Genomic DNA, 23,235 nt, shown 5'->3' with positions numbered 1-23,235 from the left:
CCTCCCCGGCGCGCGAGCCGGGGTACGGAAGCGCCCGGACGCTCGCCGGGCCAGGCCTGAGCCGGTGTCAGTCCAGCGGTACCGCGCGGCGGTCGGGGTCGCGCAGGTCGGCGCCGTGCCGGAGCCAGCGCTCCTCCAGGGCGGCCGCGCCGTGCACGCGCTTCCAGCCGGCCTCGTTGGGCGTCATCGGCAGCAACGGCAGGAACCGGACCGGGTCGGCCGGCTCGTCCAGTTCCAGATCGGGCACCAGGCCGCCCGGCTCGGCGGCCAGCACCGAGGTGAACGGCGCGCCGTCCCAGAGCGGGGAGCCGAGGTCCAACGAGCCGCCGGGGGCCACCACCAGGCCCTCCACCTGCGGGGTCGCGGCGAAGGTGGCCAAGGTCCTGAGCACGCTGTCGCGCGCCCCACGGACCGTCAGGACCAGTTCGGCGCGCGGGCCCCGGACCTGGTCGGCGACGGTCGCGGTGGGGTCGGCCATCGGTGCGGCGGCCATCCCGAGCGTGGCATAGCGGACCAGGCCGTCGGCGTCCGGGCCGAAGCGCAGCACCTCGATCCGGTCCGCGCCGAGGAAGGTGACCGCCGCGCGGCCGCTCGGTTCGCCGAAGGCGGTCAGCAGCCGGGCCTCGACGGCGGCCAGCACCGCCTCCCGGGAGAGTCCGGAGGGGTCGTGGGAACCGCCGCCGGAAGCCGAGGAAGGGTCGCCGAAGAGCGGGAAGTCGTGCGCCATGCCGTGAGCGTAACCCGGGGCACCCGCCCGGTTGTCACGAGCGTCACGGGAACGCCGCAGCGGCAATGCCCGGTCAGATGTTAGTGTGAGCGACTGGCCACCGGGGATGCTTACCTCCTCCGGGGCAGCGGCGTGAAGGAGGTGGTTGCGGTGGATACCAGCCGACCATGCAGTACCGGCAGCTCTACCCGGCCCGGACGCCTTCCCCGTACCCCTCGTCACGCAGGCTGAAACAGCCCCAGCAGTAGCTGGGCCCGCCGCGTCCGTCGAGACGACCGAGGCAGTGTCGGGCCGGCCCGGGAGAGCACCCTCACCGGCGTCCGGTCGTTCCAGCGCGTGCCCCAGCAAGGCCGAGGACCGACCGCAGGCGCCCTTCCACCGGTGTTCCTTCGCCGTCGCACCACGGCCACTTCTGTCACCGCGCCGCCGTGCGGCGGCTCCTGCCCCAGGGAGCCTGCCATGTCGATGATCAACAGCCTGCGCGCCGCCGTCCGCACCAACCGCCGCCGCTCGGCGGCCGGCCTGTTCGACTCGATCCACCCGGGCGCGTCCACCTCGGCGGTGGTGGACTGCGCCGTCTACCAGCACGGCCGGCGACAGGGCGAGAGCTGCAGCCCGCGCGAGGCGGCCCGCCTCGTCAAGGCCTCGCAGCAACTGCCGGACGGTGCAGGATCGTTCAGCTGGATCGGGCTGCACGAGCCGACCGAGGCCGAGTTCGAGGGCATCGCCCAGCGCTTCGGCCTGCACCCGCTGGCGGTCGAGGACGCCGTCCACGCGCACCAGCGGCCCAAGGTCGAGCGGTACGACGACGTCCTGTTCGCCGTCTTCAAGACGATCCGCTACGTCGAGCACGACCAGCTCACCCCGACCAGCGAGGTGGTCGAGACCGGCGAGCTGATGGTCTTCGCCGGGCGGGACTTCGTGATCACCGTCCGGCACGGCGGGCACAGCTCGCTGCAGGAGCTGCGGCACCGGCTGGAGGCCGACGCGGACGGCTCCGGGCTGCTCGCCAAGGGCCCGTCCGCGGTCCTGCACGCGATCGCCGACCAGGTGGTGGACAACTACCTGCTGGTCGCCGACCGGCTGCAGACCGACGTGGACGAGATCGAGTTCGACGTCTTCTCCAACAAGGGCGGCCGGGGCACCGACGTCGGCCGGGTCTACCAGCTCAAGCGCGAAGTGCTGGAGTTCAAGCGGGCGGTGGCGCCGTTGCTGCGGCCCATGCAGCAGCTCTCCGAGCCGTTGCAGCGGCTGGTCGACCCGGACATCCAGAAGTACTTCCGGGACGTCGCCGACCACCTCGCCCGGGTCACCGAGCAGGTGCACGGCTTCGACGAACTGCTCAACTCGCTGCTCCAGGCCAACCTGGCGCAGGTCTCGGTGGCGCAGAACGAGGACATGCGCAAGATCACCGCCTGGGCGGCGATCTTCGCCGTGCCCACCATGATCACCGGCGTCTACGGCATGAACTTCGACTACATGCCGGAGCTGCACCACAAGTACGGGTACCCGATGGTGCTCGGCAGCGTCGTGCTGATCTGCATCGGCATGTACCGCGGCTTCCGCCGCAACGGCTGGCTGTAGCGCCCCGCCCGGGGCCGCCGGAGCGCTACCTGCGGCCCCCGCGGGCGACCAGGACCAGGCCGAGCAGGATCAGCACCACCGCCGGGTAGGCGGCCACCGGGGGCCACTGGCCGAGCCAGAGCGCGGCGATCAGCGCGGCCCCCGGGGTCTCCAGCAGGATCGCGGTGGAGGTGACGGACGGGCCCAGGGTGCGCACCACCCGGTTGCTCAGCGAGTGGCCGAGCAACTGGGCGGTGACCATCAGCAGCACGATCTGCCACCAGACCCCGGCCGGCCAGCCGCTCATCGTCGTCCCGGCGGCCAGGCAGATCACCAGCAGCACCACCGCCGTGGTGGCGTAGCAGACCAGGGTGTACGCCGTGGTGCTGACGGTCCTGCGGACCTCGGCGCCCAGCAGCATGTACCCGGCCGCCGCGAGACCGGCGCCGAGCGCCAGCGCGTCGCCGAGCATGGCGCGCGGGGACAGCGACATGTCGACGCCGGTGAGCACCAGCACGCCGGCGAAGGCCACCGACATGCCGGTCCAGACCAGCCTGGGCGCCCGCACCCCGAACAGCCGCATCAGCAGGATGGTCCAGAGCGGGGTGGTGGTCACCAGCGCGGTCGCCGAGGCCACCGAGGTCATCCGCAGGCTGGGCATCCAGAGCGCGAAGTGCACCGCGAGCAGCGCACCGGCCGCCACCGCCAGCAGCAGCGCCCGTCCGCCGATCCCGCGCAGCTCGGCGCGGTGCCGCAGCAGCGCGTACGGGCCCAGCACGCCCACCGACATGACGTTGCGCCAGAACGCGATCGCCAGGGCGGGGGCGGCGGTGGCGCTGATCAGCGGCCCGGAGAGCGAGATGCCGGAGACGGAGACGGCGAGCAGCAGCAGGTCGAGCTTGGGGAGCGGGTGCGAGGGCGCCCGGCCGGCCGCGGTGGCGGTGCGGCCGGAATCGGCGGGGGCGGCGGTCTCGGGCCGGGCGGCGGGCACGGCGCTCCTCTGGCTCGTCGTGAGGGTGTGGGCGGATCCTAAGGTAAGGCCCATGGGGCCGCCATGGCACTGTCGCCCGACGAGTGAGACGTCTCGTGGGCGTCCTGCGGGCGCGTCGCCGGGGCAGCGGTGTCCGCCAGGCAGGCAGTACTCCGACGACACGCCCCCAGGCCTTACGCTGTCCGCCATGGACCGTACGCCTGCCGCAGCCGTGACCGCCGACGACTTCCTCGACCGGGCTCTGCTGGAGGAGGCCGCCAAGAAGTCCGGCCTGCTCTGGGTGCGCGCGGACGGCCAGGAGCAGAGCCGGGCGCTCTGGCACGCCTGGTACGACGGCGCGGTGGTGGTGGTCGGCGACGGCGGCGAGCAGCCGCTGCACGGGCTCGCCGCCGGAGTCGGCGCGGTGGTCACCGTGCGCAGCAAGGACAAGGGCGGCCGGCTGACCGGCTGGCCGGCCCGGGTCACCGAGCTGACGCCGGGCGGCGAGGCCTGGCTCGGCGCCGTGGAGGAGCTCAAGGGCAAGCGGCTGAACGCGCCCGACACCGACACCATCGCCGACCGCTGGGCCCGCGAGTGCCGGGTGCTGCGGCTGGAGCCGGCCGGCGCGCTGGCCGAGCACCCCGGGGCCATGCCGGACACCTCGCACGCCGCCGCCCCGATGCCCACCCCCGCGACCACCCGGATGCCCATCCCGGCCGGGCTGCCCAAGCTGCTCCTCAAGCGCCGCAAGGGCTGAGCCCCACCCCCTGGATCCTCCCGGATTCCCCTGGGCCCCCTGGATCCCCCCGCGGCAGGAAGCCGGCCGGGCCGGCCCCCTGTGCGGCCGCGGAGCCGGCTCCCCCGCAGGTCACGCGCCCCGGCCGCGGGCCGTGCCTCGCCGGGCCGGGCCCGGAGTGCCCGGGTAGCCTTGGCCGCGGGGCGCTCCCCCGCGCCCGTGCGGGCGCCGAGCAGGTCGAAGCGGGCGCCGAGCAGGTCGAACGAGGCGAGGGAGTCCATGGCAGGGGCAGGCAGCCGGGTCTTCATCTCGCACCTCTCCGGCGTCGCCGTCTTCGACCCGAACGGCGACCAGGTCGGCCGGGTCCGTGACGTGGTGGTCTCGCTCCGCCTCGGCGGCCGCCCGCCCCGGGTGCTCGGGCTGGTGGTCGAGGTGATCGGCCGGCGCCGGATCTTCCTGCCGATGACCAGGGTGACCAGCCTGGAGTCCGGCCAGGTGCTCACCACCGGCGTCATCAACATGCGCCGCTTCGAGCAGCGCCCGTCCGAGACCCTCGTCCTGGGCGAGCTGCTGGACCGCACCGTCACCTGGAACAAGACCGGCCAGGAGGTCACCGTCCTGGACGTCGCGATGGTGCAGTCCCGGCTGCGCGAGTGGGAGATCAGCAAGGTCTTCGTCCAGGTCGGCCGGGTCGGCCGGCTGCGCAAGGCCAAGGGCGAGACGATCACCGTGGACTGGAAGGACGTCACCGGTTTCGCCCTCCCCGAGGAGAACCAGGGCGCCGCCAACCTGCTCGCCACCTTCGACCAGCTGCGCGCCGCCGACCTCGCCAACGTCATGCACCACCTCTCCTCCAAGCGCCGCGCCGAGGTGGCCGCCGCGCTGGACGACGAGCGGCTCGCCGACGTCCTGGAGGAGCTGCCCGAGGACGACCAGGTCGAGATCATCGGCAAGCTGAAGGACGAGCGCGCCGCCGACGTCCTGGAGGCGATGGACCCGGACGACGCCGCCGACCTGCTCTCCGAACTGCCCGGCGACGAGGCCGAGCGGCTGCTCCAGCTGATGGAGCCGGAGGAGGCCGAGCCGGTCCGGCGCCTGCTGAAGTACGAGGAGAACACCGCCGGCGGTCTGATGACCACCGAACCCATCGTGCTGGAGCCGGACGCCACCGTGGCCGAGGCGCTCGCCCGGGTGCGGGTCTCCGACAACAAGCCGGCCCTGGCCGCGCAGGTCTTCGTGTGCCGCCCGCCGAACGAGACCCCGACCGGCAAGTACCTGGGCACCGTGCACTTCCAGCGGCTGCTCCGCGAGCCCCCGTACACCCTGGTCGGCTCGTTGGTGGACGACGACCTCGACCCGCTGCCGCCGGACACCCCGCTGACGCTGGTCACCAGCTACCTCGCGACGTACAACATGGTCGCCGCCCCCGTGGTCGACGAGGCCGACCACCTCGTCGGTGCGGTGACCGTCGACGACGTGCTCGACCACCTGCTGCCCGAGGACTGGCGCGAGGCCGCCCTGCACGGGCCGGCCGACGAGAGGGAGGTCACCGGTGGACGCTGACCGCAAGGGCCGGCGGGACGACAGTCCCCGCCAGCGCCTGCAGGGCGAGCTGCGGCAACTGCGCCAGCTGCGCGAACTGCGCGCCCGGGAGGGTGCCCGCGAACGGCGCGAGCCCTCGGCCGGCGGCCCCGCCCGCTCCCGGCTCGACCAGCCGCGGACGACCCGCCCGGGCCTGATCACCCTGCCGACGTACGACCCGGAGGCCTTCGGCAAGCTCTCGGAGCGGATCGCCCGCTTCCTCGGTACCGGGCGGTTCATCGTCTGGATGACGATCGTGGTGGTCATCTGGGTGGGCTGGAACACCGTGCTGCCGGACCAGGTCCACTTCGACGACTACCCCTTCATCTTCCTCACCCTGATGCTCTCGCTCCAGGCCTCGTACGCCGCGCCGCTGATCCTGCTCGCGCAGAACCGCCAGGACGACCGGGACCGCGTCAACATGGAGCAGGACCGCGCCCGCAGCGACCGCAACATCGCCGACACCGAGTACCTGACCCGCGAGGTGGCCGCGTTGCGCCAGGGCCTCGGCGAGGTCGCCACCCGGGCCTTCATCGCCTCGGAGCTGGGGAGTATCCGCTCCGAACTGCAGTCCCTGCTCAAGGAGATCGACGAGCGCCGGGAGACGTCCGAGGTGCTGTGACCGGCGGCACGCTACCGCCGGGTTAACCGGTACGCCCGGAGCCGTACCATCAAGGCATGGCCAACGAGACAGAGGTCGCGGCCGGCGTCACGGAGGAGTCCGTACGCCAGGCGCTGGCGACCGTCAACGACCCGGAGATCAACCGCCCGATCACCGAGATCGGCATGGTGAAATCGGTCGAGATCGCCGAGGGCGGCGCGGTGCGCGTCGCGGTCTACCTGACGGTCTCCGGCTGCCCGATGCGCGACACCATCGTCACCCGCGTCCGCGAGGCGGTCGGCAGGGTCCCCGGTGTGACCGGGGTCGAGGTGGAGCTCGACGTGATGAGCGACGAGCAGCGCAAGGAGCTCTCCCAGCTGCTGCGCGGCGGGGCCCCCGAGCGGGAGATCCCGTTCGCCAAGCCCGGCACGCTGACCCGCGTCTACGCGGTCGCCTCCGGCAAGGGCGGCGTCGGCAAGTCCTCGGTGACGGTGAACCTGGCGGCCGCGATGGCCGCGGACGGCCTCAAGGTCGCCGTGGTGGACGCCGACATCTACGGCCACAGCGTGCCGCGGATGCTGGGCGTCGAGGGCAAGCCCACCCAGGTCCAGGACATGATCATGCCGCCGCAGGCGAACGGCGTGAAGGTCATCTCGATCGGCATGTTCACCCCGGGCAACGCCCCCGTGGTCTGGCGCGGCCCGATGCTGCACCGCGCGCTGCAGCAGTTCCTGGCCGACGTCTACTGGGGCGACCTCGACGTCCTGCTGCTCGACCTGCCGCCCGGCACCGGCGACATCGCGATCTCGGTGGCGCAGCTGGTCCCCAACGCGGAGATCCTGATCGTCACCACCCCGCAGATGGCCGCCGCCGAGGTGGCCGAGCGGGCCGGCACCATCGCGGTGCAGACCCACCAGAAGATCGTCGGCGTGATCGAGAACATGTCCGGCATGCCGTGCCCGCACTGCGACGAGATGATCGACGTGTTCGGCACCGGCGGCGGCCAGACCGTCGCCGACGCGCTCACCCGGACCGTCGGCGCCACCGTCCCGGTGCTCGGCTCGATCCCGATCGACGTCCGCCTGCGCGAGGGCGGCGACGACGGCCGCCCGGTCGTGCTCGCCGCCCCCGACTCCCCGGCCGGCGCCGCCCTGCGCGCCGTCGCCGGCAAGCTCGGCGGCCGCCAGCGCGGCCTCTCCGGCCTCTCCCTGGGGCTCACCCCGAAGAACAAGTTCTGATCGGACACACCTCGAAGGGCCGGGCCTGCGCCCGGCCCTTCGTGCTGTCCGGCCCCTCGTGCCGTCCGGGCTACGAGCGGGTGTAGGCGGTCAGGTCGGGGACGGTGGAGAAGCCGGCGCCGTAGGCGCTGACGCCGCGGCCGTAGGCGCCGAGCAGGACGCCGGGGGCCTCGCCCGCGAGCACCCAGCCGTACTCGGATTCGCGGTAGCGGAAGGGCTGCGGCAGGCCGTTCACCGGGAGGCTGAGGGTGGACCAGTCGGGGCCGGCCAGGTCGTCGGCGAGGTCCCAGGCAAGGGCGGACTGCTGGTCCAGCCAGTCCTGGCGCAGGGTGCGGTCCAGCTGGCCCGGCCAGGTCGAGGCGAGCAGGCCGGAGCCGGCCAGCCAGGCGGCGGAGGAGGCGGAGGTCGCCTCCAGGGTGCCGGTGTTGTCGGCGCTGCGGCGGCTGTCCCGGCGGGCGACGGTGACCACGACCGCGAACTTGCGCATGTCGCGCGGCTCGTACTGCCGGGCCGGCTCCTCGCCGTGGCCGAGGGAGCCGTAGTCGACGCTGCCGGGGGCCGATCCGGTGCGCGGGCCGCCCGCGCCGGCCTGCATCAGGTAGCGGTGGCCGGCCCAGCCGTCGTCCAGGCCGTACCAGGGGAAGTCCGCCGACAGGTAGGGCACCAGCGGGTCCGCCGGGCCGGCCTGGCCGCCGACCACCCGGCCACCGGCCGTGGCCGTGGCCGTCCCCACCGCATGACTCGTCGCGTCCATCCCCGGGCCTCCTCAAACGCACGTATTCCTGCCGCAGCGCGCTCCCATGGTGGCGCACCGCGGCGTCTCCGCCGTGCGTCTTCGGTCCGAAGGGGACCGGAAGTGACCGACGGCACAGCGGGAACAATCAGCACAATAGCGGCGCGGACGCCGCCGCCCCGCTCAGCCGTGCGGCCGGGCGGGGCGGTGGTGTCGTGGTGCGGACGCGCGATCAGGTGGCGTCGGGGTCGAACGGGGGGCGCTCGCCGGGCTCGAGCGGAGCACCCGCCGAGGCGGCTGCCGGGGCGGCGGCGGAGGACTTGTCCATGCTGACCGTGCCGGTGCGGCCGTGGCCGTTCACCGCGGCGGCGGGCTTGTCGTCCAGCACCGAGCGGATGTCGAGGGAGTCCCGCATCTCCTTGAGGCCCAGCGGGTCCGGGTTGTCGCCCATGAGCTGCTTGCGGACGAAGGTCTTGGGGTGGAGGTCCTCGAACTCGAAGTCCTTGAACTCGGGGCCGAGCTCGCTGCGGATGTCCTCCTTCGCGCTGTCGGCGAAGGACCGGACCTTGCGGATGAAGCCCATGGTGTCCTGGATCAGCTTCGGCAGCTTGTCCGGGCCGAAGATCACGATGGCCATGATGACCAGGGTCAGGATCTCCAGTCCGCCTACGTCGCTGAACACCTAAGCTCCCTCAGCTCGTCGGACAACGGTTCCTAACAGCGTAATGGCCACCGGCGGTTCCACGGCCCACGATGTGATGAAGCCGTGGTGAAGACCCGCCGATGGCCGTGGCCGGCGACCGAGGCCGAGGTGACCCGGTGTGCCTAACGGGTCTCGTGGTGGAGACCGGCCAGGCCGGAGCTGGGGGTGCGGTCCGGAGCGTCGAACGGCGGGGTCGCGCCGCGGGTGGCCGCCACCGGGCGGACCGGGAAGTCCACCGGGACCTGCGCGGTCATCGGGACCAGCCCGCCGCTGCGGCCGGTGCCGCCGACCGCCGGGCTGACCGAGGTGCCGTGCTGGTCCTCGCTCTGCGCGGTGAAACCGCCGACGCCGCCGAGCGTCACCGCGGCGACCGAGAAGGCCCCGGCGGCGGCGAAGACGAACCGGCGCCCGCGCGGCGGGGCCTGCCGGACGACGGCGGGGCTCGCGGCGGCCGCGGCCGGCTCGGGACGGGCGGAGGCCTCGGGGCGGCCGCTGCGGCGGCCCATCAGCGGGCGCAGCACCGAACCGCCGCGGCCGAACGCCCGGGGGTCGATGCCCGGCACCGGCGCGTCGGCACCGAGCGCGCCCGCGCCGAAGGAGGCGCCGGCGCCGCGGCCGAAGGAGCCGCCGTTCAGCCGGCTGCCGCCGAGCGTGCCGCCGGTCGCGGGGAGGCCGCCGCCGGGCAGGTCGTCGTCGTCCCGGCGCGACCGGTCGGCGGCGGGCGGCCGCTCGTCCGGGACGTCGTCCGGGAGGGCGCCGACGGCCATCAGCCGGGCCATCAGCCCCGAGGACGGGCCGGGTGTGTCGGTACGGGTCAGCAGGTGCTTGACGGCGCGGCCCTCGTCGGCCTCGGCGAGGCACTGCGGGCAGGTCGCCAGGTGGGCCTGGACGCGGTCGCGCGAGTCGTGGCCGAGTTCGCCGTCGACGAAGGCGGAGAGCCGCTCCCCGAGGTGGTGCTCCTCGGTGTGCTCGGTGGGCCGGACGGCGACCGCGCGCAGCGCGGGATCACCCGGCAGGGCGGTGGCCGGCGGCACGGGCACGTCGGTGCCGTCCTGGCCGCGGCGGCCCAGCTGGGGCCAGCCGCCCCGGCGGTTGGCGGCCTTGCCGGTCGCGTCCGACCGGCCCGGCCCAGACCGGCCGGTTCCGCTCACGATCGCCTCCGTCCGCGCCCGCCCGGCGCTCCGGGGGCCTCGCCGGCGGCGACGCCGACCGGCACCGGCTCCTCGGAGCCGCCCCGGCGCTCGCGGCCGGGGGCCGCGCCGGGAGCGCGGTGCTTGAGCGCGGCGCGCAGGTGCGAGCGACCGCGGTGGATCCGGCTGCGGACGGTACCGAGCTTGACGCCGAGCGTGGCCGCGATCTCCTCGTAGGAGAGGCCCTCGATGTCGCAGAGCACCACGGCGGCACGGAACTCGGGGGCCAGCGTGTCCAGCGCCTGCTGGATGTCGGCGTCGAAGTGGGTGTCGCTGAAGTGCTGGGCCGGGCTGGGCTCGCGGGAGGCCAGCCGCTCGGCCGCGTCCTCGCCGAGCGCGTCGAAGCGGATGCGCTGGCGGCGGCGGACCATGTCCAGGAAGAGGTTGGTGGTGATCCGGTGCAGCCAGCCCTCGAACGTGCCGGGGGTGTAGGTCGACAACGAACGGAACACCCGGACGAAGACCTCCTGGGTGAGGTCCTCGGCGTCGTGCTGGTTGCCCGTCAGACGGTAGGCGAGGCGGTAGACGCGGGCACTGTGGGCCTCGACGATCTCCTCCCACGTGGGCGGAGTCCAGGTCTGCGCGTCGGGACCCTCGGCGAAGCTCGCGAGGGCGGCGGGGGCCTCGGTGGTACCGGCGGCCGGCGTCGCGGCGGCCGGCTGGTCCAGGGGGGAGTGCGCAGGCTGGTTCATCACGGGCTTCGGCGTACGGGCCGACGTGGTGCTGCGGATGTGCCGCCGCACAGGGACGTCGCCCTCGGCCACACCTCCTCGGTCGGCTCTTCTGCCCAGCAGGGCCACCACCATATCCACCTCACCCGTCAAGCCCGGATAAAAGTGCCCGGGGCCGTCAAGCCCGGATTGCGGGCCCGGGGATGTCGGCTCACCCGGTCCCTGCTCCACCCAACGGCCCGCCGCCGTACGCGGTTCCCGCCCGGCCAGTAATCTGTGGCAGGAAATATCGACATCCGCTTCGACATCCGCTCCGCGCCGGGCCACCGCCCGGGGCTCCGAAAGAGGCAGCCATCAGCGAGTTCGGGCCCGCCCGCGTGGCCCTCGCCGACACCTATGTCGGCGAGGATGCGGTGCTGACGTACGCCCGGGCACAGTCCGCGCGGACCGGCATCAAGGCGATCGGACCGAGCGGCGGGGCCTGTCTGCGCCTGCTGGCGGCGGCGCTCGACGCCAAGGCGGTGGCCGAGATCGGCACCGGGACGGGCGTCTCCGGGGTCTACCTGCTGCGCGGGATGCGGCCGGACGGCGTGCTCACCACGGTGGACTCCGAGCCGGTGCGCCAGCAGCTGGCCCGGGAGGCCTACCAGGCGGCCGGATTCGCGGCCAACCGGTCGCGGTTCATACCGGGCCGGGCACTGGAGGTTCTGCCCCGGCTCGCGGACGGCCAGTACGACCTGGTGTTCTGCGACGGGGACCCGGCGGAGTCCCGGGAGTACCTGTCGGAGTCGATGCGGCTGCTGCGGCCGGGCGGGATGGTCTGCTTCGAGGGCGTCTTCCAGGAGGGCCGGCTGGCCGAGCCGGAGCTCCAGGACCCGCAGACCCACGCGGTGCGCGACCTGGTCCGGGACGTCCGGGAGAGCGAGTCGCTGCTGCCGGCGCTGCTGCCGGTCTCGGACGGGCTGCTCTGCGCCGTGAAGCGCTGAGCACCCCCTGTCGGGCCAGGGAGCACTCCAGGTCGGCCCCGGGAACCACAGAGCCCGGGCAGACGAATTCGTCGTACCCGGGCCCGGCAGCACATCTCAAGGAGATGGCGAGCACCCGCTGCGGTCAGCCGCAGGCCTTCTTCAGGGCCTCGCCGAGGGCGTCGGCCTCGTCAGGCGTGAGCTCCACCACAAGGCGTCCGCCGCCTTCGAGCGGAACGCGCATGATGATGCCCCGCCCCTCTTTGGTGACTTCGAGCGGGCCGTCACCCGTCCGCGGCTTCATGGCCGCCATGCTCGTTCCCCTTCCTGCAACCGCTCAGCTACGCACCGGCAGTCCGTCCACCGCCGGTATCGAACGCATTGATCGGAAGCCATTATCCCGCATGCCACGGCCTGATGACCAACATCACTCTCGGTGCAACCAGGGCCGGACCGGCCTCAAGCGGCACATTTCCAGCCATAAGCCCCGGCGCGGCGCCGGTCCGCACGCCACCGAAAGGTGCGATACCTCACACTCCCCACCCGGCCGTGTGCTCCGGCATCCTGACACACGACCGACCCGCGACGATCACAAGGGAGCCCCTCGCCCATGTCCGATTCCGTGCTGTACGAGCTGGACGGCGGCCTGGCCGTCATCACCATCAACCGTCCGGAGGCGATGAACGCCCTGGACGTCTCGACCAAGGTGGCGCTGCGGGACACCGTGGCCGCCGCCGCCGAGGACCGGGCGGTGCGGGCGGTGCTGCTGACCGGCGCCGGCGAGCGGGCCTTCTGCGTCGGGCAGGACCTCAAGGAGCACCTGGGCCTGCTGAAGCGGGCCGAGGAGACCGGGGAGGGCGCGCTCAAGACCGTCGCCGAGCACTACAACCCGCTGGTGCGGGCGCTGGCCGGGATGCGCAAGCCGACCGTGGCGGCCGTCGGCGGCGTGGCGGCGGGCGCGGGCGCCTCGCTGGCCTTCGCCTGCGACTTCCGGATCATCGCGGACACGGCCGGCTTCAACACCGCCTTCGCCGGGATCGCGCTGACCGCCGACTCGGGCGCCTCCTGGACACTGCCCCGGCTGGTCGGGCACGCCAAGGCGACCGAGCTGCTGATGCTGCCGCGCACGGTGAAGGCCACCGAGGCGATGGAGCTGGGCCTGGCCACCAAGGTGGTGCCGGCCGCCGAGCTGGCCGCCACCGCGCGGGTCTTCGCCAAGGAGCTGGCCGAGGGCCCGACGGTGGCGCTCGGCGCGCTCAAGGAGTCGCTGGCGTACGGCGCCTCGCACTCGCTGGACGAGCTGCTCGACAAGGAGGACGAGCTGCAGACCCTGGCGGGCGAGAGCGAGGACCACCGGATCGCGGTCCGCGCCTTCATCGCCAAGGAGAAGCCGACGTACCTGGGCCGCTAGGGCCCGGGCACGTCCGACGTTCCGCGCCCGGCGCTGAGCGTCGGGCGCGTCCTAAGGGCGGCGGAGCGCCTGGCGGACGTGGCAGTCCGCCAGGTGGTCGTCGACCAGGCCGCAGGCCTGCATCAGGGCGTACGCGGTGGTCGGGCCGACGAAGCGGAAGCCCGCCTTCTTGAGCGCCTTCGCCAGCGCCGTCGACTCGGGTGTGACGGCCGGCACCTCGGCCAGGCTGCGGGGGGCCGGCCGGTCCGGGTCGCCGGCGTACTGCCAGATCAACGCGTCCAGGCCGCCGTCGAGTTCTCGGGCGACCCTGGCGTTGGCGATGGACGCCTCGATCTTGGCGCGGTTGCGGATGATCCCGGTGTCGCCGAGCAGCCGCTCGACGTCCGCCGGGCCGAACTCGGCGACCTTGCCGATCTCGAAGCCGGCGAACGCGGACCGGAAGCCCTCGCGGCGGCGGAGGATGGTGATCCAGGACAGGCCGGACTGGAAGGCCTCCAGGCAGACCCGCTCGAACAGCGCGTCGTCGCCGTGCACCGGGCGGCCCCACTCGGTGTCGTGGTAGACCCGGTAGTCGTCCGTCGAGTCGCCCCAGGCGCAGCGGCGCAGGCCGTCCGGGCCGATCACGGCGCCGTCCGCGCTCACTGGTCGGCCGCCGGACCGGTGCCCTCCGGGTGCTTGGTGAGGCTTGCCGGCTCGACCACCTTGGCGAACTCCTCCAGGCCCGGCAGCGGTTCGGCGCCGGCGTCCGGGCCGGCGGTCGCCTCGACGGCGCCGCGCACCGTGGCGACGGCCTCCAGCTCGGCGATCCGGGCATCCCGGTAGGCGAGTTCAGCGCCCAGGCGGTCGAGGACGTCGTCCACCTCGTCCATCCGGTAGCCGCGGACGGCCATCGGCAGCCGGATGCCGTCCACGTCGTCCCGGCTCAACGGACGGTCCTGCGGCAACCGGGCGGCGATCCGGTCCTGCACCGCCTCCGGCAGCGAGCCGCCCCCTCCGAGCGCCACCAGCGCGGCGCCGCCGACCACCACGGCCATGGCCACCACGATCACCCAGAACACGTGCTGTCCTCCCGACTTCCCGGCCGGCCCCCGTACTGGTGGGATCATGGTTCCCGAGAGGCCGGGGGCCATCATCGCACCCGCAGCAGCTGTGGAGGAGACATCGGTGGCACTGCGCCTGGGACCACGGGAATTCGGTGACGACGAGCTGGTGATCATGGCGATCGTCAACCGCACCCCGGATTCGTTCTTCGACAAGGGCGCCACCTTCGCCGACGAGGCCGCGTTCGCCGCGGCCGACCGCGCGATGGCCGAGGGCGCCGCGATCCTGGACATCGGCGGGGTGAAGGCCGGGCCGGGCGACGAGGTCACGGTCGAGGAGGAGCTGCGCCGCACCGTGCCGTTCGTGGCGGAGCTGCGCAAGCGCCACCCGGAGGCCGTGATCAGCGTGGACACCTGGCGGCACGAGGTCGGCGAGGCGGTCTGCGAGGCCGGCGCGGACCTGCTGAACGACGCCTGGGGCGGGGTGGACCCGAAGCTCGCCGAGGTGGCCGCCCGGCACGACGTCGGCCTGGTCTGCACCCACGCGGGCGGCGCCGAGCCGCGCACCCGGCCGCACCGGGTCGGCTACGAGGACGTGATGGCGGACATCCTGCGGGTGACCGTCGAGCTGGCCGAACGGGCGGTGGGGCTGGGCGTGCGGCGGGACGCGGTGATCATCGACCCGGGGCACGACTTCGGCAAGAACACCCGGCACTCGCTGGAGGCGACCCGGCGGCTGCCGGAGATGACCGCGACCGGGTTCCCGGTGCTGGTCTCGCTCTCCAACAAGGACTTCGTCGGCGAGACGCTGGACAAGCCGGTGGACGAGCGGCTGCTCGGCACGCTGGCCACCACCGCCGTCTCGGCCTGGCTGGGCGCGCAGGTCTACCGGGCGCACCAGGTGGCGCAGACCCGGCAGGTGCTGGACATGGTCGCCTCGATCCGGGGCACCCGCCCCCCGGCGGTGGCCCGCCGGGGGCTGGCGTGAACCGCTGGACCTCGTTCACCTAGATCTCGTTCACTAGATCTCGTTCACCGGCCGGCGGGCGTCGGCGAGGATCTTCATGACCTCGTCGATGTCGTCGGTGATGTGGAACAGCTCCAGGTCGTGCGGGGCCGCCTTGCCCTGCGCGACCAGGGTGTTCTTCAGCCAGTCGACGAGGCCGCCCCAGTACTCGCTGCCGAACAGGATCACCGGGAACCGGGTGACCTTCTTCGTCTGGACCAGGGTCAGCGCCTCGAACAGCTCGTCCAGCGTGCCGAGGCCGCCGGGCAGCACCACGAAGCCCTGCGCGTACTTCACGAACATCGTCTTGCGGACGAAGAAGTAACGGAAGTTCAGCCCGAGGTCGACGAACTCGTTGAGCCCCTGCTCGAAGGGCAGCTCGATGCCGAGGCCGACGCTCAGGCCGCCGGCGTCCGAGGCGCCGCGGTTGGCCGCCTCCATCGCGCCCGGGCCACCACCGGTGATCACCGCGTAGCCGGCCTCGGCCAGCGCCCGGCCGATGGCCACGCCGGCCGCGTACTCGGGCGAGTCGACCGACGTCCGGGCCGAGCCGAAGACGCTGATCGCGGGCGGGAGTTCGGCGAGCGCGCCGAATCCCTCGACGAACTCGGAGGTGATCCGCAGCACCCGCCACGGGTCGGTGTGGAGCCAGTCGGTCGGGCCGGTGGTGTCCAGCAGGCGCTGGTCCGTCGTGCTTTCGCCGACCTGGTCCCGGCGCACCAGCACCGGGCCCTTCTGCTTCTCGGGCCATGCCTTCTTCGGGCGCGGACCGCCCACCTGCTCGGGACCGTGACCGTAGTGCTTTTCGTCTCCAGTGCCTGTCATGACGAAACCCTACGCCCGTTGATCCCCGTTTTCAGGCAACGGTGGAAGGTCGGTTGGGCGACCGGAAGATGGCGTTCAGCTGCTGATCCTCCGGTCCGCCCATCGGACCGGTCAGCTGGTCAGCCAGGCGCGGAGCCGGTTCTCGGTCTCGGCAATGGCGGCGAGCGAGCAGTGCTCGTCCCGCTTGTGCGCGAGGTTCGGGTCGCCGGGGCCGTAGTTGACCGCGGGGACGCCGAGCGCGCTGAAGCGGGCGACGTCGGTCCAGCCGAACTTGGCCCGGGCGACGCCGCCGGTCGCGGCCAGGAAGGCCTGCGCGGCGGGCTGGGAGAGCCCGGGCAGCGCGCCCGGGGAGGAGTCGGTGACGGTCACCTCGAAGCCGTCGAAGACCTCCCGGACGTGCTTCTCGGCGTCCGCCTCGCTGCGGTCCGGCGCGTAGCGGAAGTTGACCGTCACCACGCACTCGTCGGGGATGACGTTGCCGGCCACGCCGCCGTCGATGCGCACGGCGTTCAGGCCCTCGCGGTACTCCAGGCCGTCGATCTCCACCCGGCGCGGCCGGTACGCGGTGAGCCGGCCGAGCACCTCGGCGGCGTGGTGGATGGCGTTGTCGCCGAGCCAGCTGCGGGCCGCGTGGGCGCGCACACCGGTCAGCCGGATCTGCACCCGCAGGGTGCCCTGGCAGCCGCCCTCGACGGTGGCGCCGCTGGGCTCCATCAGCACGGCGAAGTCGGCGGCCAGCCAGTCCGGGTGCTGCGCGGCGAGGTGGCCGAGGCCGTTGCGGTGGGCCTCCACCTCCTCGCAGTCGTAGAAGACGTAGGTGAGGTCGCGGTTGGGCTCGGTCAGGGTGGCGGCCAGCCGGAGCTGGACGGCCACACCGGACTTCATGTCAGAGGTACCGCAGCCGTAGAGCAGGTCGCCCTCGACGTAGGACGGCAGGTTGTCGGCGATCGGCACGGTGTCCAGGTGGCCGGCGAGCAGGACGCGCTCGGCGCGGCCCAGGGTGGTCCGGGCGACCACGTTGTTGCCGTGCCGGTCGACGGTGAGGTGCGGGTAGGCGCGCAGGGCGGCCTCCACGGCGTCGGCGAGCGCCTGCTCGTCGCCGCTGACCGACGGGAAGTCGACGAGCCGTGCGGTCAGCGCACCGCCGTCGAGGGTGAGGTCCAGGGGCGTCTTCGGGCTGCTCATGGTCGTCCAGCCTAGTCCTGCGGGCCGGTCCGGCCGTGGACCACGGGCGGGTGCGGGCGCGAATCGGAGAACCGCGGGCGCCGCACATCCGTCCGAGTGGGTACGGTAACGGATCAGAAGCACGGTGGAGAGGGGCGGCGGTGGCCAGGAAGAAGAGCGGCGAGCAGGGCGGCGACGCGACGCCCGGGCGGCGCCGCAGGCCGTTGCGCGCGGTGCTGATCGGACTGCTGGTGCTCGCGGTCGTCGCGGTGGGCCTGTTCTGGCTGCGCGACCAGAAGTTGCTGGCCCCCGAGGGCTGCGCGGTGAAGACGCCGGCCGGCGAGGGCACGCTGGAGGTGCCGCAGGCGGCCAACGCGGCCACGATCGCCGCCGTCGCGCACGCACGCGGCCTCCCGGACCGCGCGGTGACCATCTCGCTGGCGACGGCGATGCAGGAGTCCAAGATCCGCAACCTGTCCGGCGGCGACCGGGACTCGGTCGGCCTGTTCCAGCAGCGGCCCTCGCAGGGCTGGGGCACGGCGCAGCAGATCATGGACCCGGTCTACGCGACCAACAAGTTCCTCGACGGCCTGGTCAAGGTCCCCGGCTACACCCGGCTGCCGCTGACCGACGCGGCCCAGCAGGTGCAGAAGAGCGGCTACCCGCAGGCCTACGCCAAGCACGAGACCAAGGCGACCCTGCTGGCCTCCGCACTGACCGGCCGCGAGCCGGCCGCGCTCAACTGCGTGGTGCACGACTTCGCCGCGCCTGAGGAGGCGGACGACACCGCCTCGCCGGCCGCCTCGGCCGTCCCCGCCGCCGCGGCCTCCGCCACCCCGGCCCTGCGGCCGGACCGGGCGCAGGTGCTGAGCGACCGGGTGCGCCGCGAGTTCGGCCGGACGGTGACGCCGGCCACCGGCTACAGCTCCTCCATCAAGGGCGCCGAGAGCGCCGTCTCGCTCACCCCGGACCCGGCCGCCAGCACCGACGCCGGCCCGGAGGCCGAGCGGCAGAACGGCTGGGCTGTGGCGCACTGGGCGGTGACGCAGGCCCAGCAGCTGGGCATCGAGACGGTCGCGTACGACGGGAAGATCTGGCGCAAGGCCAAGTCCGAGGACGGCTGGAAGCCGCAGCCGACCGGCACCTCGACCAAGCTGGTGCTGGTCTCGCTGGCTGCGCCGGCGAAGGCGTAGCGGCGCGCGGAGGCTCAGCGGCGGTGCGCGCGGGCGTAACGGCCTGTCCGGGCGTAGCGGCCCCGCAGGCTCGGGAGCCGGGGCGGCGGTGGCCCGGCGGACGGTGGTGCGGTGGATGGTGGCGCGGTGACGGCGCTCCCCGGGCGTTGACGCACTGGTGTCCGGGTTGCCGCTGAACGGGTGATTGCGGTCAACTTCGCTGGACGACCGGTCCGTTGCGGCAGGCCGGGGTGCAGAACCGTCTCTGCCCTTGGCCCGCACCGTCTTCACCTCGCCGGCAGGCCGGCCGTCGCGCCCCGGCGTCGCACATACGATCCGATCGTCGGCCGGTCCTTTTCCTTGCTCCGGCCGAAACCTTCTGGCTTCTCAAGCGGTAATAACCTCGTCCGCCCGGCGGACGGGACGGACCCAGACCCTTCGAGGAGCCCCATGTCTCACCCCCTCACGCGTCGGATCGCCCAGGCCGCGCTGCTCGTGGCGGCCGGCGCGACCCCGCTGGTCGCGGCCGGCTCCGCGTCCGCCGCCGACGCCCTGCTGCCCAAGTCGGACCTGGCCGCCCCGCTGGGCCAGCTGACCGACACCGACGCGGGGTCCACCCTGCAGCACACCACCCACGAGCTCGGCCAGGCCGCCGGTGACACCGGCGTCGCCGCGGGCGTCCCGGCCACCGCCGACGCCACCGGCAACATCGTCGCCCACCAGCTCCCCGAGGCGAACGAGAAGGCCGGCCCGCTGACCGCTCCGGTCGACAAGACCGCCGCCACCACCGGCCAGCTCTCCGCCATCACCCCGAAGGCCACGTCCACGCTGGCCGGCAAGCTCGGTGAGGCCGTCACCGGCGACCACGGCGCGGCCGGCCGCAGCGCCGGGGCCGGCGCCAACCCCGTCGGCGGGCTCTCCCAGACCGCCGGCCTGACCCAGGGGCTGCCCGGCACCGAGGCGCTCACCGGTACCGTCCCCGGCGCCGACGTCACCGACGCGCTGCCGCTGGGCGCGCTCGACCGTGCGCTGCCGACCGAGGCCACCTCCGCCCTGCCCGGCGCCGACGTGCTGGGCCTGGCCGAGCACGGCTCGGCCAACCGCCTCGGCGGCACCGACCTCGGCCCGAACTCCCCGCTGTCCGGCCTCTCGCCGACCACCGGCCTGCTCGGCGCCATCGGCGGCGGCGGCCTCGGCGGCCTGCCGATCGGCTGATCCTCCCGCCCCGACGTGAAGGGGGCCGGCGTCCCGTTCCGGACGCCGGCCCCCTTCACTGTGCGGGTGCTCAGCCGCGCAGCCGCTCCACGGCCGCCGCGACCCGCTCGTCGGTCGCGGTGAACGCGACCCGGACGAACCGCTCGCCGGCCGGCCCGTAGAAGTCACCGGGCGCCACCAGGATGCCCAGCCCGGCCAGTTCGGCCACCGTCTCCCAGCAGGGCCGGTCCTGGGTCGCCCACAGGTACAAGCTCGCCTCCGAGTGCTCCACCCGGAATCCGTACGCCTCCAGCGCCGCCCGCAGCGCCGAGCGCCGCGCCGCGTACCGCTCACGCTGCTCGGCCACGTGCGCGTCGTCCGCGAGCGCCGCGATCGTCGCCGCCTGGACCGGCGCCGGGACGATCATGCCGCCGTGCTTGCGGACCTCCAGCAGCTCCCTGACCACCACCGGGTCGCCCGCCACGAAGGAGGCGCGGTAGCCGGCCAGGTTGGAGCGCTTGGAGAGGGAGTGGACGGCCAGCAGGCCCTCGTGCTGCCTTCCGTCGTCGGGGCCGCCGCAGACGTCCGGGTGCAGGACGGAGACCGGGTCGGCCTCCCAGCCCAGCTCCAGGTAGCACTCGTCGCTGACCAGCAGCGCCCGGTGCTCCCGGGCCCACTCCACCGCGCGGCGCAGCTCGTCCTTGCCGAGCACCCGGCCGGTCGGGTTGGAGGGCGAGTTGACCCAGAGCAGGCGCACCCTCGAGCCGTCCAGCTCGTCCACCGAGTCGTACTCGACCGGCTCGGCGCCGCAGAGCCGCGCGCCCACCTCGTAGGTCGGGTAGGCGAGGCGCGGGTAGGCGACCTGGTCGCCGGGGCCGAGGCCGAGCTGGGTCGGCAGCCAGGCCACCAGCTCCTTGGAGCCGACGGTCGGCAGGACGGCCTGCGGGCCGATCTCGGCGCCGACCCGGCGGCGCAGCCAGCCGGCGATCGCCTCGCGCAGCTCCACCGGGCCCCAGACCGTCGGGTACCCGGGGGTGTCGGTGGCGGCGGCCAGCGCCTTCTGGATCACCTCGGGGACCGGGTCCACCGGGGTGCCCACGGAGAAGTCGCAGAGCCCGCCGGGGTGGGCGAGCGCGGTCCGCTTGTACGGCTCCAGCTTGTCCCAGGGGAAGACCGGCAGGAGGTCGGAAACGCGGCGCGCCGCCCCCGGGTGACCCGGGAACGGCGCGTGCGTGCTGTCGTTGGTGCTCACAGCTCAGTTGCCACCGATCGTCAGTGGTCGGCGTTCTGCGGCGGCAGAGCGGCGATGAACGGGTGGTCGCGCTCGATCAGGCCGAGCTTCGAGGCACCACCGGGCGAACCGAGGTCGTCGAAGAACTCGACGTTCGCCTTGTAGTAGTCCTTCCACTCCTCCGGAGTGTCATCCTCGTAGAAGATCGCCTCGACCGGGCAGACCGGCTCGCAAGCGCCACAGTCGACACACTCATCCGGGTGGATGTAGAGCGATCGCTCGCCCTCGTAGATGCAGTCAACCGGGCACTCTTCGATGCACGCCTTGTCCTTGACGTCGACACAAGGCTGCGCGATGACGTAGGTCACGCTGTCGTTCCTCCTCGGAAGGGCCCTGGCGGCCCATTCTGTTCTGCTCGCGTGCGCGGGTGAGCGCGGCGTCGTCGATGCCCGCCCCTAGTATCGCGGGTCGGAGACGGCAAATGCACAGGAGGTGCCCAGATGGCGGCTGGAGGACCGGTCCAGGATCGCCCGGAGGTCCGGATAGATCGCTCTGACGTGGGACGACGCGTGTCCATCCGGCGTGTCGCGGAGTTCGTGGACGGCCGGCCGATGTTCCGGGATGCGATCGGCGTGCTCACATCGTGGGACGATCATGGGTTGACGATCGCCCCGCGCAGCGGCGGTCCGGTCTCCTTCGACGAGAAACTGCTGGTCGCGGGCAAAGTGGTGCCGCTCTTCCCGGCCCGGCGCGCCCCCCTGCCGCCCACCACGCCGGTCGAGCTCCAGCGGATCGCCGCCCGCGGCTGGCCGGCCGTCGAGCAGGAGCCGCTCGGCGCGTGGACGCTGCGCGCCTCGTCCGGGTTCACCCGGCGGGCCAACTCCGTCCAGGCGCTCGGCGACCCCGGGATGCCGCTCGGCGTGGCGCTCACCGCGGTGCAGGAGTGGTACGCGGCGCGCGGGCTGCCGGCCTGGGTCGAGGTCTCCACGCCCGGCTCGCCCGAGGCGCTGCGGGCCGAGCTGGACCGGCGGGGCGCGGCGTACTCACCGACCCTGGTGCGGGTCGCCGGGCTGGCGCCGCTGGCCCGGCTGGGGGCCTCCTCCGCGGTGGAGCGGGTCCGGCTCGCACGCACGGCCGGCGCCGAGTGGATGTCGCTGTACCGGCGGGTGACGGACGACCCCGCGGTGGAGGAGGCGGCGCGCCGGGTGATCCACGGCGGCCCGTCGGTCTGGTTCGCCACCGTGCCGGGCACCCCCGGGCAGCCGCCGCTGGCGATCGGACGCTGCGTCATCGACGGGCCCTGGGCCTGCTTCGGCGCGATCGAGGTCGCCCCGTACGCCCGCCGCGCGGGCCTGGCCACCGCGCTGATGGCCGTGCTCGCCGCCCGGGCCGCGGAGGAGGGCGCCACCGGCGCGTACCTCCAGGTCGAGGCCGAGAACGACGGTGCGAACGCGCTCTATGACGGACTTGGCTTCACGACCAGTCACACTTACCACTACGCCCGCCTTCCCCAGGGGTAGGACTCCCCCGGGGGTTCCGTCCGCCCGTCCGTCCGATTGCCTTCCCGTCCGCCCGTTGTCCGCCCGTCTGTTGTCCGCCCGTCGTACGAAAGCCGTCGCAGCCACCGTGACCGAGCAGAGCAGAGCACGCTTCCGGACCGAGGCCCGGGCCGAGCACCCCGATCCGGTGCTGCTCTGCCTGCTCGCCGCCGCCGAACACACCCCCGCCCCGGACCCCGACGACCCGCAGGACCCTCCCACCCTGGAGGCCCTGCTGGCCGCCTGCGAGGCCGCGCTGGAGCGGCACGCCGCCGCCGTCCGGCTGGCCGTCGCCGAACGCGCGCCGGCCGGGCCGGAGGAGACCGCCGCGCTGCTGGCCGCCGTCCTGGGCGGGCGCGAGCGGTTCCACGGGCGGCAGTCCGACTACCGGCGGCTGGAGTCCTCGCTGCTGCCGGAGGTGCTGCGGCGGCGGCGCGGGCTGCCGATCATGCTCTCGCTGGTGTGGACGGCCGTCGCCCGGCGGGCCGGGCTGACCGTCCACGGCGTCGCCCTGCCCGGCCACTTCATCGTCGCGGTCGGCGGCCCGGGCGGCGACGACTACGTCCTCGCCGACCCGTTCCACGGCGGGCGGCTGCTCGACCCGGAGGACGCGGCCGCCCTGGCCGGCCGGACCGGGCACCCGTTCACGCCCGAAATGCTCACCCCCGCACAGCCCCTGGACATCGTCCACCGGGTGCTGGGCAACATCCGGGCCTGGGCCGCCGAGCGCCCCGAACACGCCCGCACCCAGCTCTGGGCCACCGAACTCGCCCTGCTCCTCCCCCGCCACCCGGCCCAGCTCCGGCTGGAGCGGGCCGAGCTGCTGGTCCGCACCGGCGACTTCCTCGCCGGCTCGGCCGAGATGGACGCGTACGCGGAGATCCTGGACGCCTTCGACCCGGACACCGCGGCCCGGGTCCGCCTGGACGCCCGGGCGGCCCGGCACCGGCTGAACTAGGGCTTGGCCCGTCCGCCC

General features: G+C 73.7%; 25 protein-coding genes. 12 read left to right on the top strand and 13 right to left on the bottom strand.

What is annotated here, in order from left to right:
• Window positions 1-67: 67 nt before the first annotated feature.
• Window positions 68-727, bottom strand: a complete 660-nt coding sequence (locus ACZ5WK_RS08375) for a suppressor of fused domain protein (protein WP_465546184.1) — start codon at window positions 725-727, stop codon at window positions 68-70.
• A gap of 459 nt (window positions 728-1,186) precedes the next feature.
• Here ACZ5WK_RS08375 and corA point away from each other — a divergent pair, with 459 nt between their 5' ends.
• On the top strand, window positions 1,187-2,311 hold the full coding sequence (corA, locus tag ACZ5WK_RS08370) for a magnesium/cobalt transporter CorA (RefSeq protein WP_465546182.1): 1,125 nt from the start codon (window positions 1,187-1,189) through the stop codon (window positions 2,309-2,311).
• A gap of 25 nt (window positions 2,312-2,336) precedes the next feature.
• Here corA and ACZ5WK_RS08365 read toward each other — a convergent pair whose 3' ends face one another.
• Window positions 2,337-3,281, bottom strand: a complete 945-nt coding sequence (locus ACZ5WK_RS08365; protein ID WP_465546180.1) for a DMT family transporter — start codon at window positions 3,279-3,281, stop codon at window positions 2,337-2,339.
• A gap of 187 nt (window positions 3,282-3,468) precedes the next feature.
• Between ACZ5WK_RS08365 and ACZ5WK_RS08360 the strand changes: the two genes are divergently transcribed.
• The 4 genes from ACZ5WK_RS08360 (at window position 3,469) to ACZ5WK_RS08345 (ending at window position 7,416) form a co-directional block, all read left to right on the top strand.
• The gene (locus ACZ5WK_RS08360) at window positions 3,469-4,017 is read left to right on the top strand and encodes a hypothetical protein (RefSeq protein WP_465546178.1); all 549 of its coding nucleotides are present in this window, start codon (window positions 3,469-3,471) and stop codon (window positions 4,015-4,017) included.
• A 258-nt stretch (window positions 4,018-4,275) separates the two neighbouring features.
• On the top strand, window positions 4,276-5,559 hold the full coding sequence (locus ACZ5WK_RS08355; protein ID WP_465546176.1) for a magnesium transporter MgtE N-terminal domain-containing protein: 1,284 nt from the start codon (window positions 4,276-4,278) through the stop codon (window positions 5,557-5,559).
• Between the two features lie 49 nt (window positions 5,560-5,608).
• Complete coding sequence (locus tag ACZ5WK_RS08350) at window positions 5,609-6,199, top strand: DUF1003 domain-containing protein (protein ID WP_465546580.1); 591 nt, start codon at window positions 5,609-5,611, stop codon at window positions 6,197-6,199.
• 56 nt (window positions 6,200-6,255) lie between these two features.
• Entirely contained in the window at window positions 6,256-7,416 is a 1,161-nt protein-coding gene (locus ACZ5WK_RS08345) for an Mrp/NBP35 family ATP-binding protein (RefSeq protein ID WP_465546174.1), read from the top strand.
• Window positions 7,417-7,486: 70 nt separating this feature from the next.
• Here the strand turns inward: ACZ5WK_RS08345 and ACZ5WK_RS08340 are convergent, their stop codons facing one another.
• The 4 genes from ACZ5WK_RS08340 to sigE all read right to left on the bottom strand — a co-directional run bounded on the left by ACZ5WK_RS08340 (window position 7,487) and on the right by sigE (window position 10,734).
• Window positions 7,487-8,170 carry a hypothetical protein gene (locus tag ACZ5WK_RS08340; protein ID WP_465546172.1) on the bottom strand — a complete coding sequence of 228 codons (684 nt, stop codon included), beginning with the start codon at window positions 8,168-8,170 and terminating at the stop codon, window positions 7,487-7,489.
• Between the two features lie 211 nt (window positions 8,171-8,381).
• Window positions 8,382-8,831: a sec-independent translocase gene (locus ACZ5WK_RS08335; protein ID WP_396320698.1), complete on the bottom strand. Its 450-nt coding sequence runs from the start codon at window positions 8,829-8,831 to the stop codon at window positions 8,382-8,384.
• A gap of 143 nt (window positions 8,832-8,974) precedes the next feature.
• Entirely contained in the window at window positions 8,975-10,003 is a 1,029-nt protein-coding gene (locus tag ACZ5WK_RS08330) for an anti-sigma factor family protein (RefSeq protein ID WP_465546170.1), read from the bottom strand.
• A complete protein-coding gene (sigE, locus tag ACZ5WK_RS08325; RefSeq protein WP_396320950.1) occupies window positions 10,000-10,734 on the bottom strand; it encodes an RNA polymerase sigma factor SigE in 735 nt (244 codons plus the stop codon). The genes ACZ5WK_RS08330 and sigE overlap by 4 nt, the downstream gene beginning before the upstream one ends.
• 356 nt (window positions 10,735-11,090) lie before the next feature.
• Here sigE and ACZ5WK_RS08320 point away from each other — a divergent pair, with 356 nt between their 5' ends.
• Window positions 11,091-11,699, top strand: a complete 609-nt coding sequence (locus tag ACZ5WK_RS08320; RefSeq protein WP_241002579.1) for an O-methyltransferase — start codon at window positions 11,091-11,093, stop codon at window positions 11,697-11,699.
• A gap of 124 nt (window positions 11,700-11,823) precedes the next feature.
• On the opposite strand, the gene ACZ5WK_RS08315 is transcribed toward ACZ5WK_RS08320, so the two are convergent.
• Window positions 11,824-11,991, bottom strand: a complete 168-nt coding sequence (locus ACZ5WK_RS08315) for a DUF3117 domain-containing protein (RefSeq protein ID WP_014137929.1) — start codon at window positions 11,989-11,991, stop codon at window positions 11,824-11,826.
• Between the two features lie 297 nt (window positions 11,992-12,288).
• On the opposite strand from ACZ5WK_RS08315, the gene ACZ5WK_RS08310 reads away from it, so the two are divergent.
• Entirely contained in the window at window positions 12,289-13,089 is an 801-nt protein-coding gene (locus tag ACZ5WK_RS08310; RefSeq protein ID WP_465546168.1) for an enoyl-CoA hydratase-related protein, read from the top strand.
• 51 nt (window positions 13,090-13,140) lie between these two features.
• Here the strand turns inward: ACZ5WK_RS08310 and ACZ5WK_RS08305 are convergent, their stop codons facing one another.
• Complete coding sequence (locus tag ACZ5WK_RS08305; protein WP_465546166.1) at window positions 13,141-13,731, bottom strand: DNA-3-methyladenine glycosylase I; 591 nt, start codon at window positions 13,729-13,731, stop codon at window positions 13,141-13,143.
• On the bottom strand, window positions 13,728-14,147 hold the full coding sequence (locus tag ACZ5WK_RS08300) for a DivIVA domain-containing protein (protein WP_465546164.1): 420 nt from the start codon (window positions 14,145-14,147) through the stop codon (window positions 13,728-13,730). The genes ACZ5WK_RS08305 and ACZ5WK_RS08300 overlap by 4 nt, the downstream gene beginning before the upstream one ends.
• A gap of 157 nt (window positions 14,148-14,304) precedes the next feature.
• On the opposite strand from ACZ5WK_RS08300, the gene folP reads away from it, so the two are divergent.
• A complete protein-coding gene (gene folP, locus ACZ5WK_RS08295) occupies window positions 14,305-15,117 on the top strand; it encodes a dihydropteroate synthase (protein WP_465546578.1) in 813 nt (270 codons plus the stop codon).
• A gap of 33 nt (window positions 15,118-15,150) precedes the next feature.
• Here the strand turns inward: folP and ACZ5WK_RS08290 are convergent, their stop codons facing one another.
• Window positions 15,151-15,960 carry an LOG family protein gene (locus ACZ5WK_RS08290; RefSeq protein ID WP_465546162.1) on the bottom strand — a complete coding sequence of 270 codons (810 nt, stop codon included), beginning with the start codon at window positions 15,958-15,960 and terminating at the stop codon, window positions 15,151-15,153.
• Window positions 15,961-16,071: 111 nt separating this feature from the next.
• The gene (gene dapE, locus ACZ5WK_RS08285) at window positions 16,072-17,145 is read right to left on the bottom strand and encodes a succinyl-diaminopimelate desuccinylase (RefSeq protein ID WP_465546160.1); all 1,074 of its coding nucleotides are present in this window, start codon (window positions 17,143-17,145) and stop codon (window positions 16,072-16,074) included.
• 140 nt (window positions 17,146-17,285) lie between these two features.
• Between dapE and ACZ5WK_RS08280 the strand changes: the two genes are divergently transcribed.
• Window positions 17,286-18,317, top strand: a complete 1,032-nt coding sequence (locus tag ACZ5WK_RS08280; RefSeq protein WP_465546158.1) for a VldE C-terminal domain-containing protein — start codon at window positions 17,286-17,288, stop codon at window positions 18,315-18,317.
• A 429-nt stretch (window positions 18,318-18,746) separates the two neighbouring features.
• Window positions 18,747-19,511: a hypothetical protein gene (locus ACZ5WK_RS08275; protein WP_465546156.1), complete on the top strand. Its 765-nt coding sequence runs from the start codon at window positions 18,747-18,749 to the stop codon at window positions 19,509-19,511.
• 70 nt (window positions 19,512-19,581) lie between these two features.
• On the opposite strand, the gene dapC is transcribed toward ACZ5WK_RS08275, so the two are convergent.
• The gene (dapC, locus tag ACZ5WK_RS08270) at window positions 19,582-20,742 is read right to left on the bottom strand and encodes a succinyldiaminopimelate transaminase (RefSeq protein ID WP_465546154.1); all 1,161 of its coding nucleotides are present in this window, start codon (window positions 20,740-20,742) and stop codon (window positions 19,582-19,584) included.
• Between the two features lie 20 nt (window positions 20,743-20,762).
• On the bottom strand, window positions 20,763-21,089 hold the full coding sequence (fdxA, locus tag ACZ5WK_RS08265; protein WP_030061559.1) for a ferredoxin: 327 nt from the start codon (window positions 21,087-21,089) through the stop codon (window positions 20,763-20,765).
• 132 nt (window positions 21,090-21,221) lie between these two features.
• Here fdxA and ACZ5WK_RS08260 point away from each other — a divergent pair, with 132 nt between their 5' ends.
• Both ACZ5WK_RS08260 and ACZ5WK_RS08255 read left to right on the top strand, forming a co-directional pair.
• Complete coding sequence (locus ACZ5WK_RS08260; RefSeq protein WP_465546152.1) at window positions 21,222-22,241, top strand: GNAT family N-acetyltransferase; 1,020 nt, start codon at window positions 21,222-21,224, stop codon at window positions 22,239-22,241.
• 106 nt (window positions 22,242-22,347) lie between these two features.
• Window positions 22,348-23,217: a transglutaminase family protein gene (locus ACZ5WK_RS08255; RefSeq protein ID WP_465546150.1), complete on the top strand. Its 870-nt coding sequence runs from the start codon at window positions 22,348-22,350 to the stop codon at window positions 23,215-23,217.
• The last annotated feature ends 18 nt before the right edge of the window (window positions 23,218-23,235 follow it).

Source organism: Kitasatospora sp. NPDC032757 (assembly GCF_055579305.1).
The sequence above is the reverse complement of the archived record's forward strand: the minus strand, read 5'-3'. Positions and strand labels throughout refer to the sequence as shown.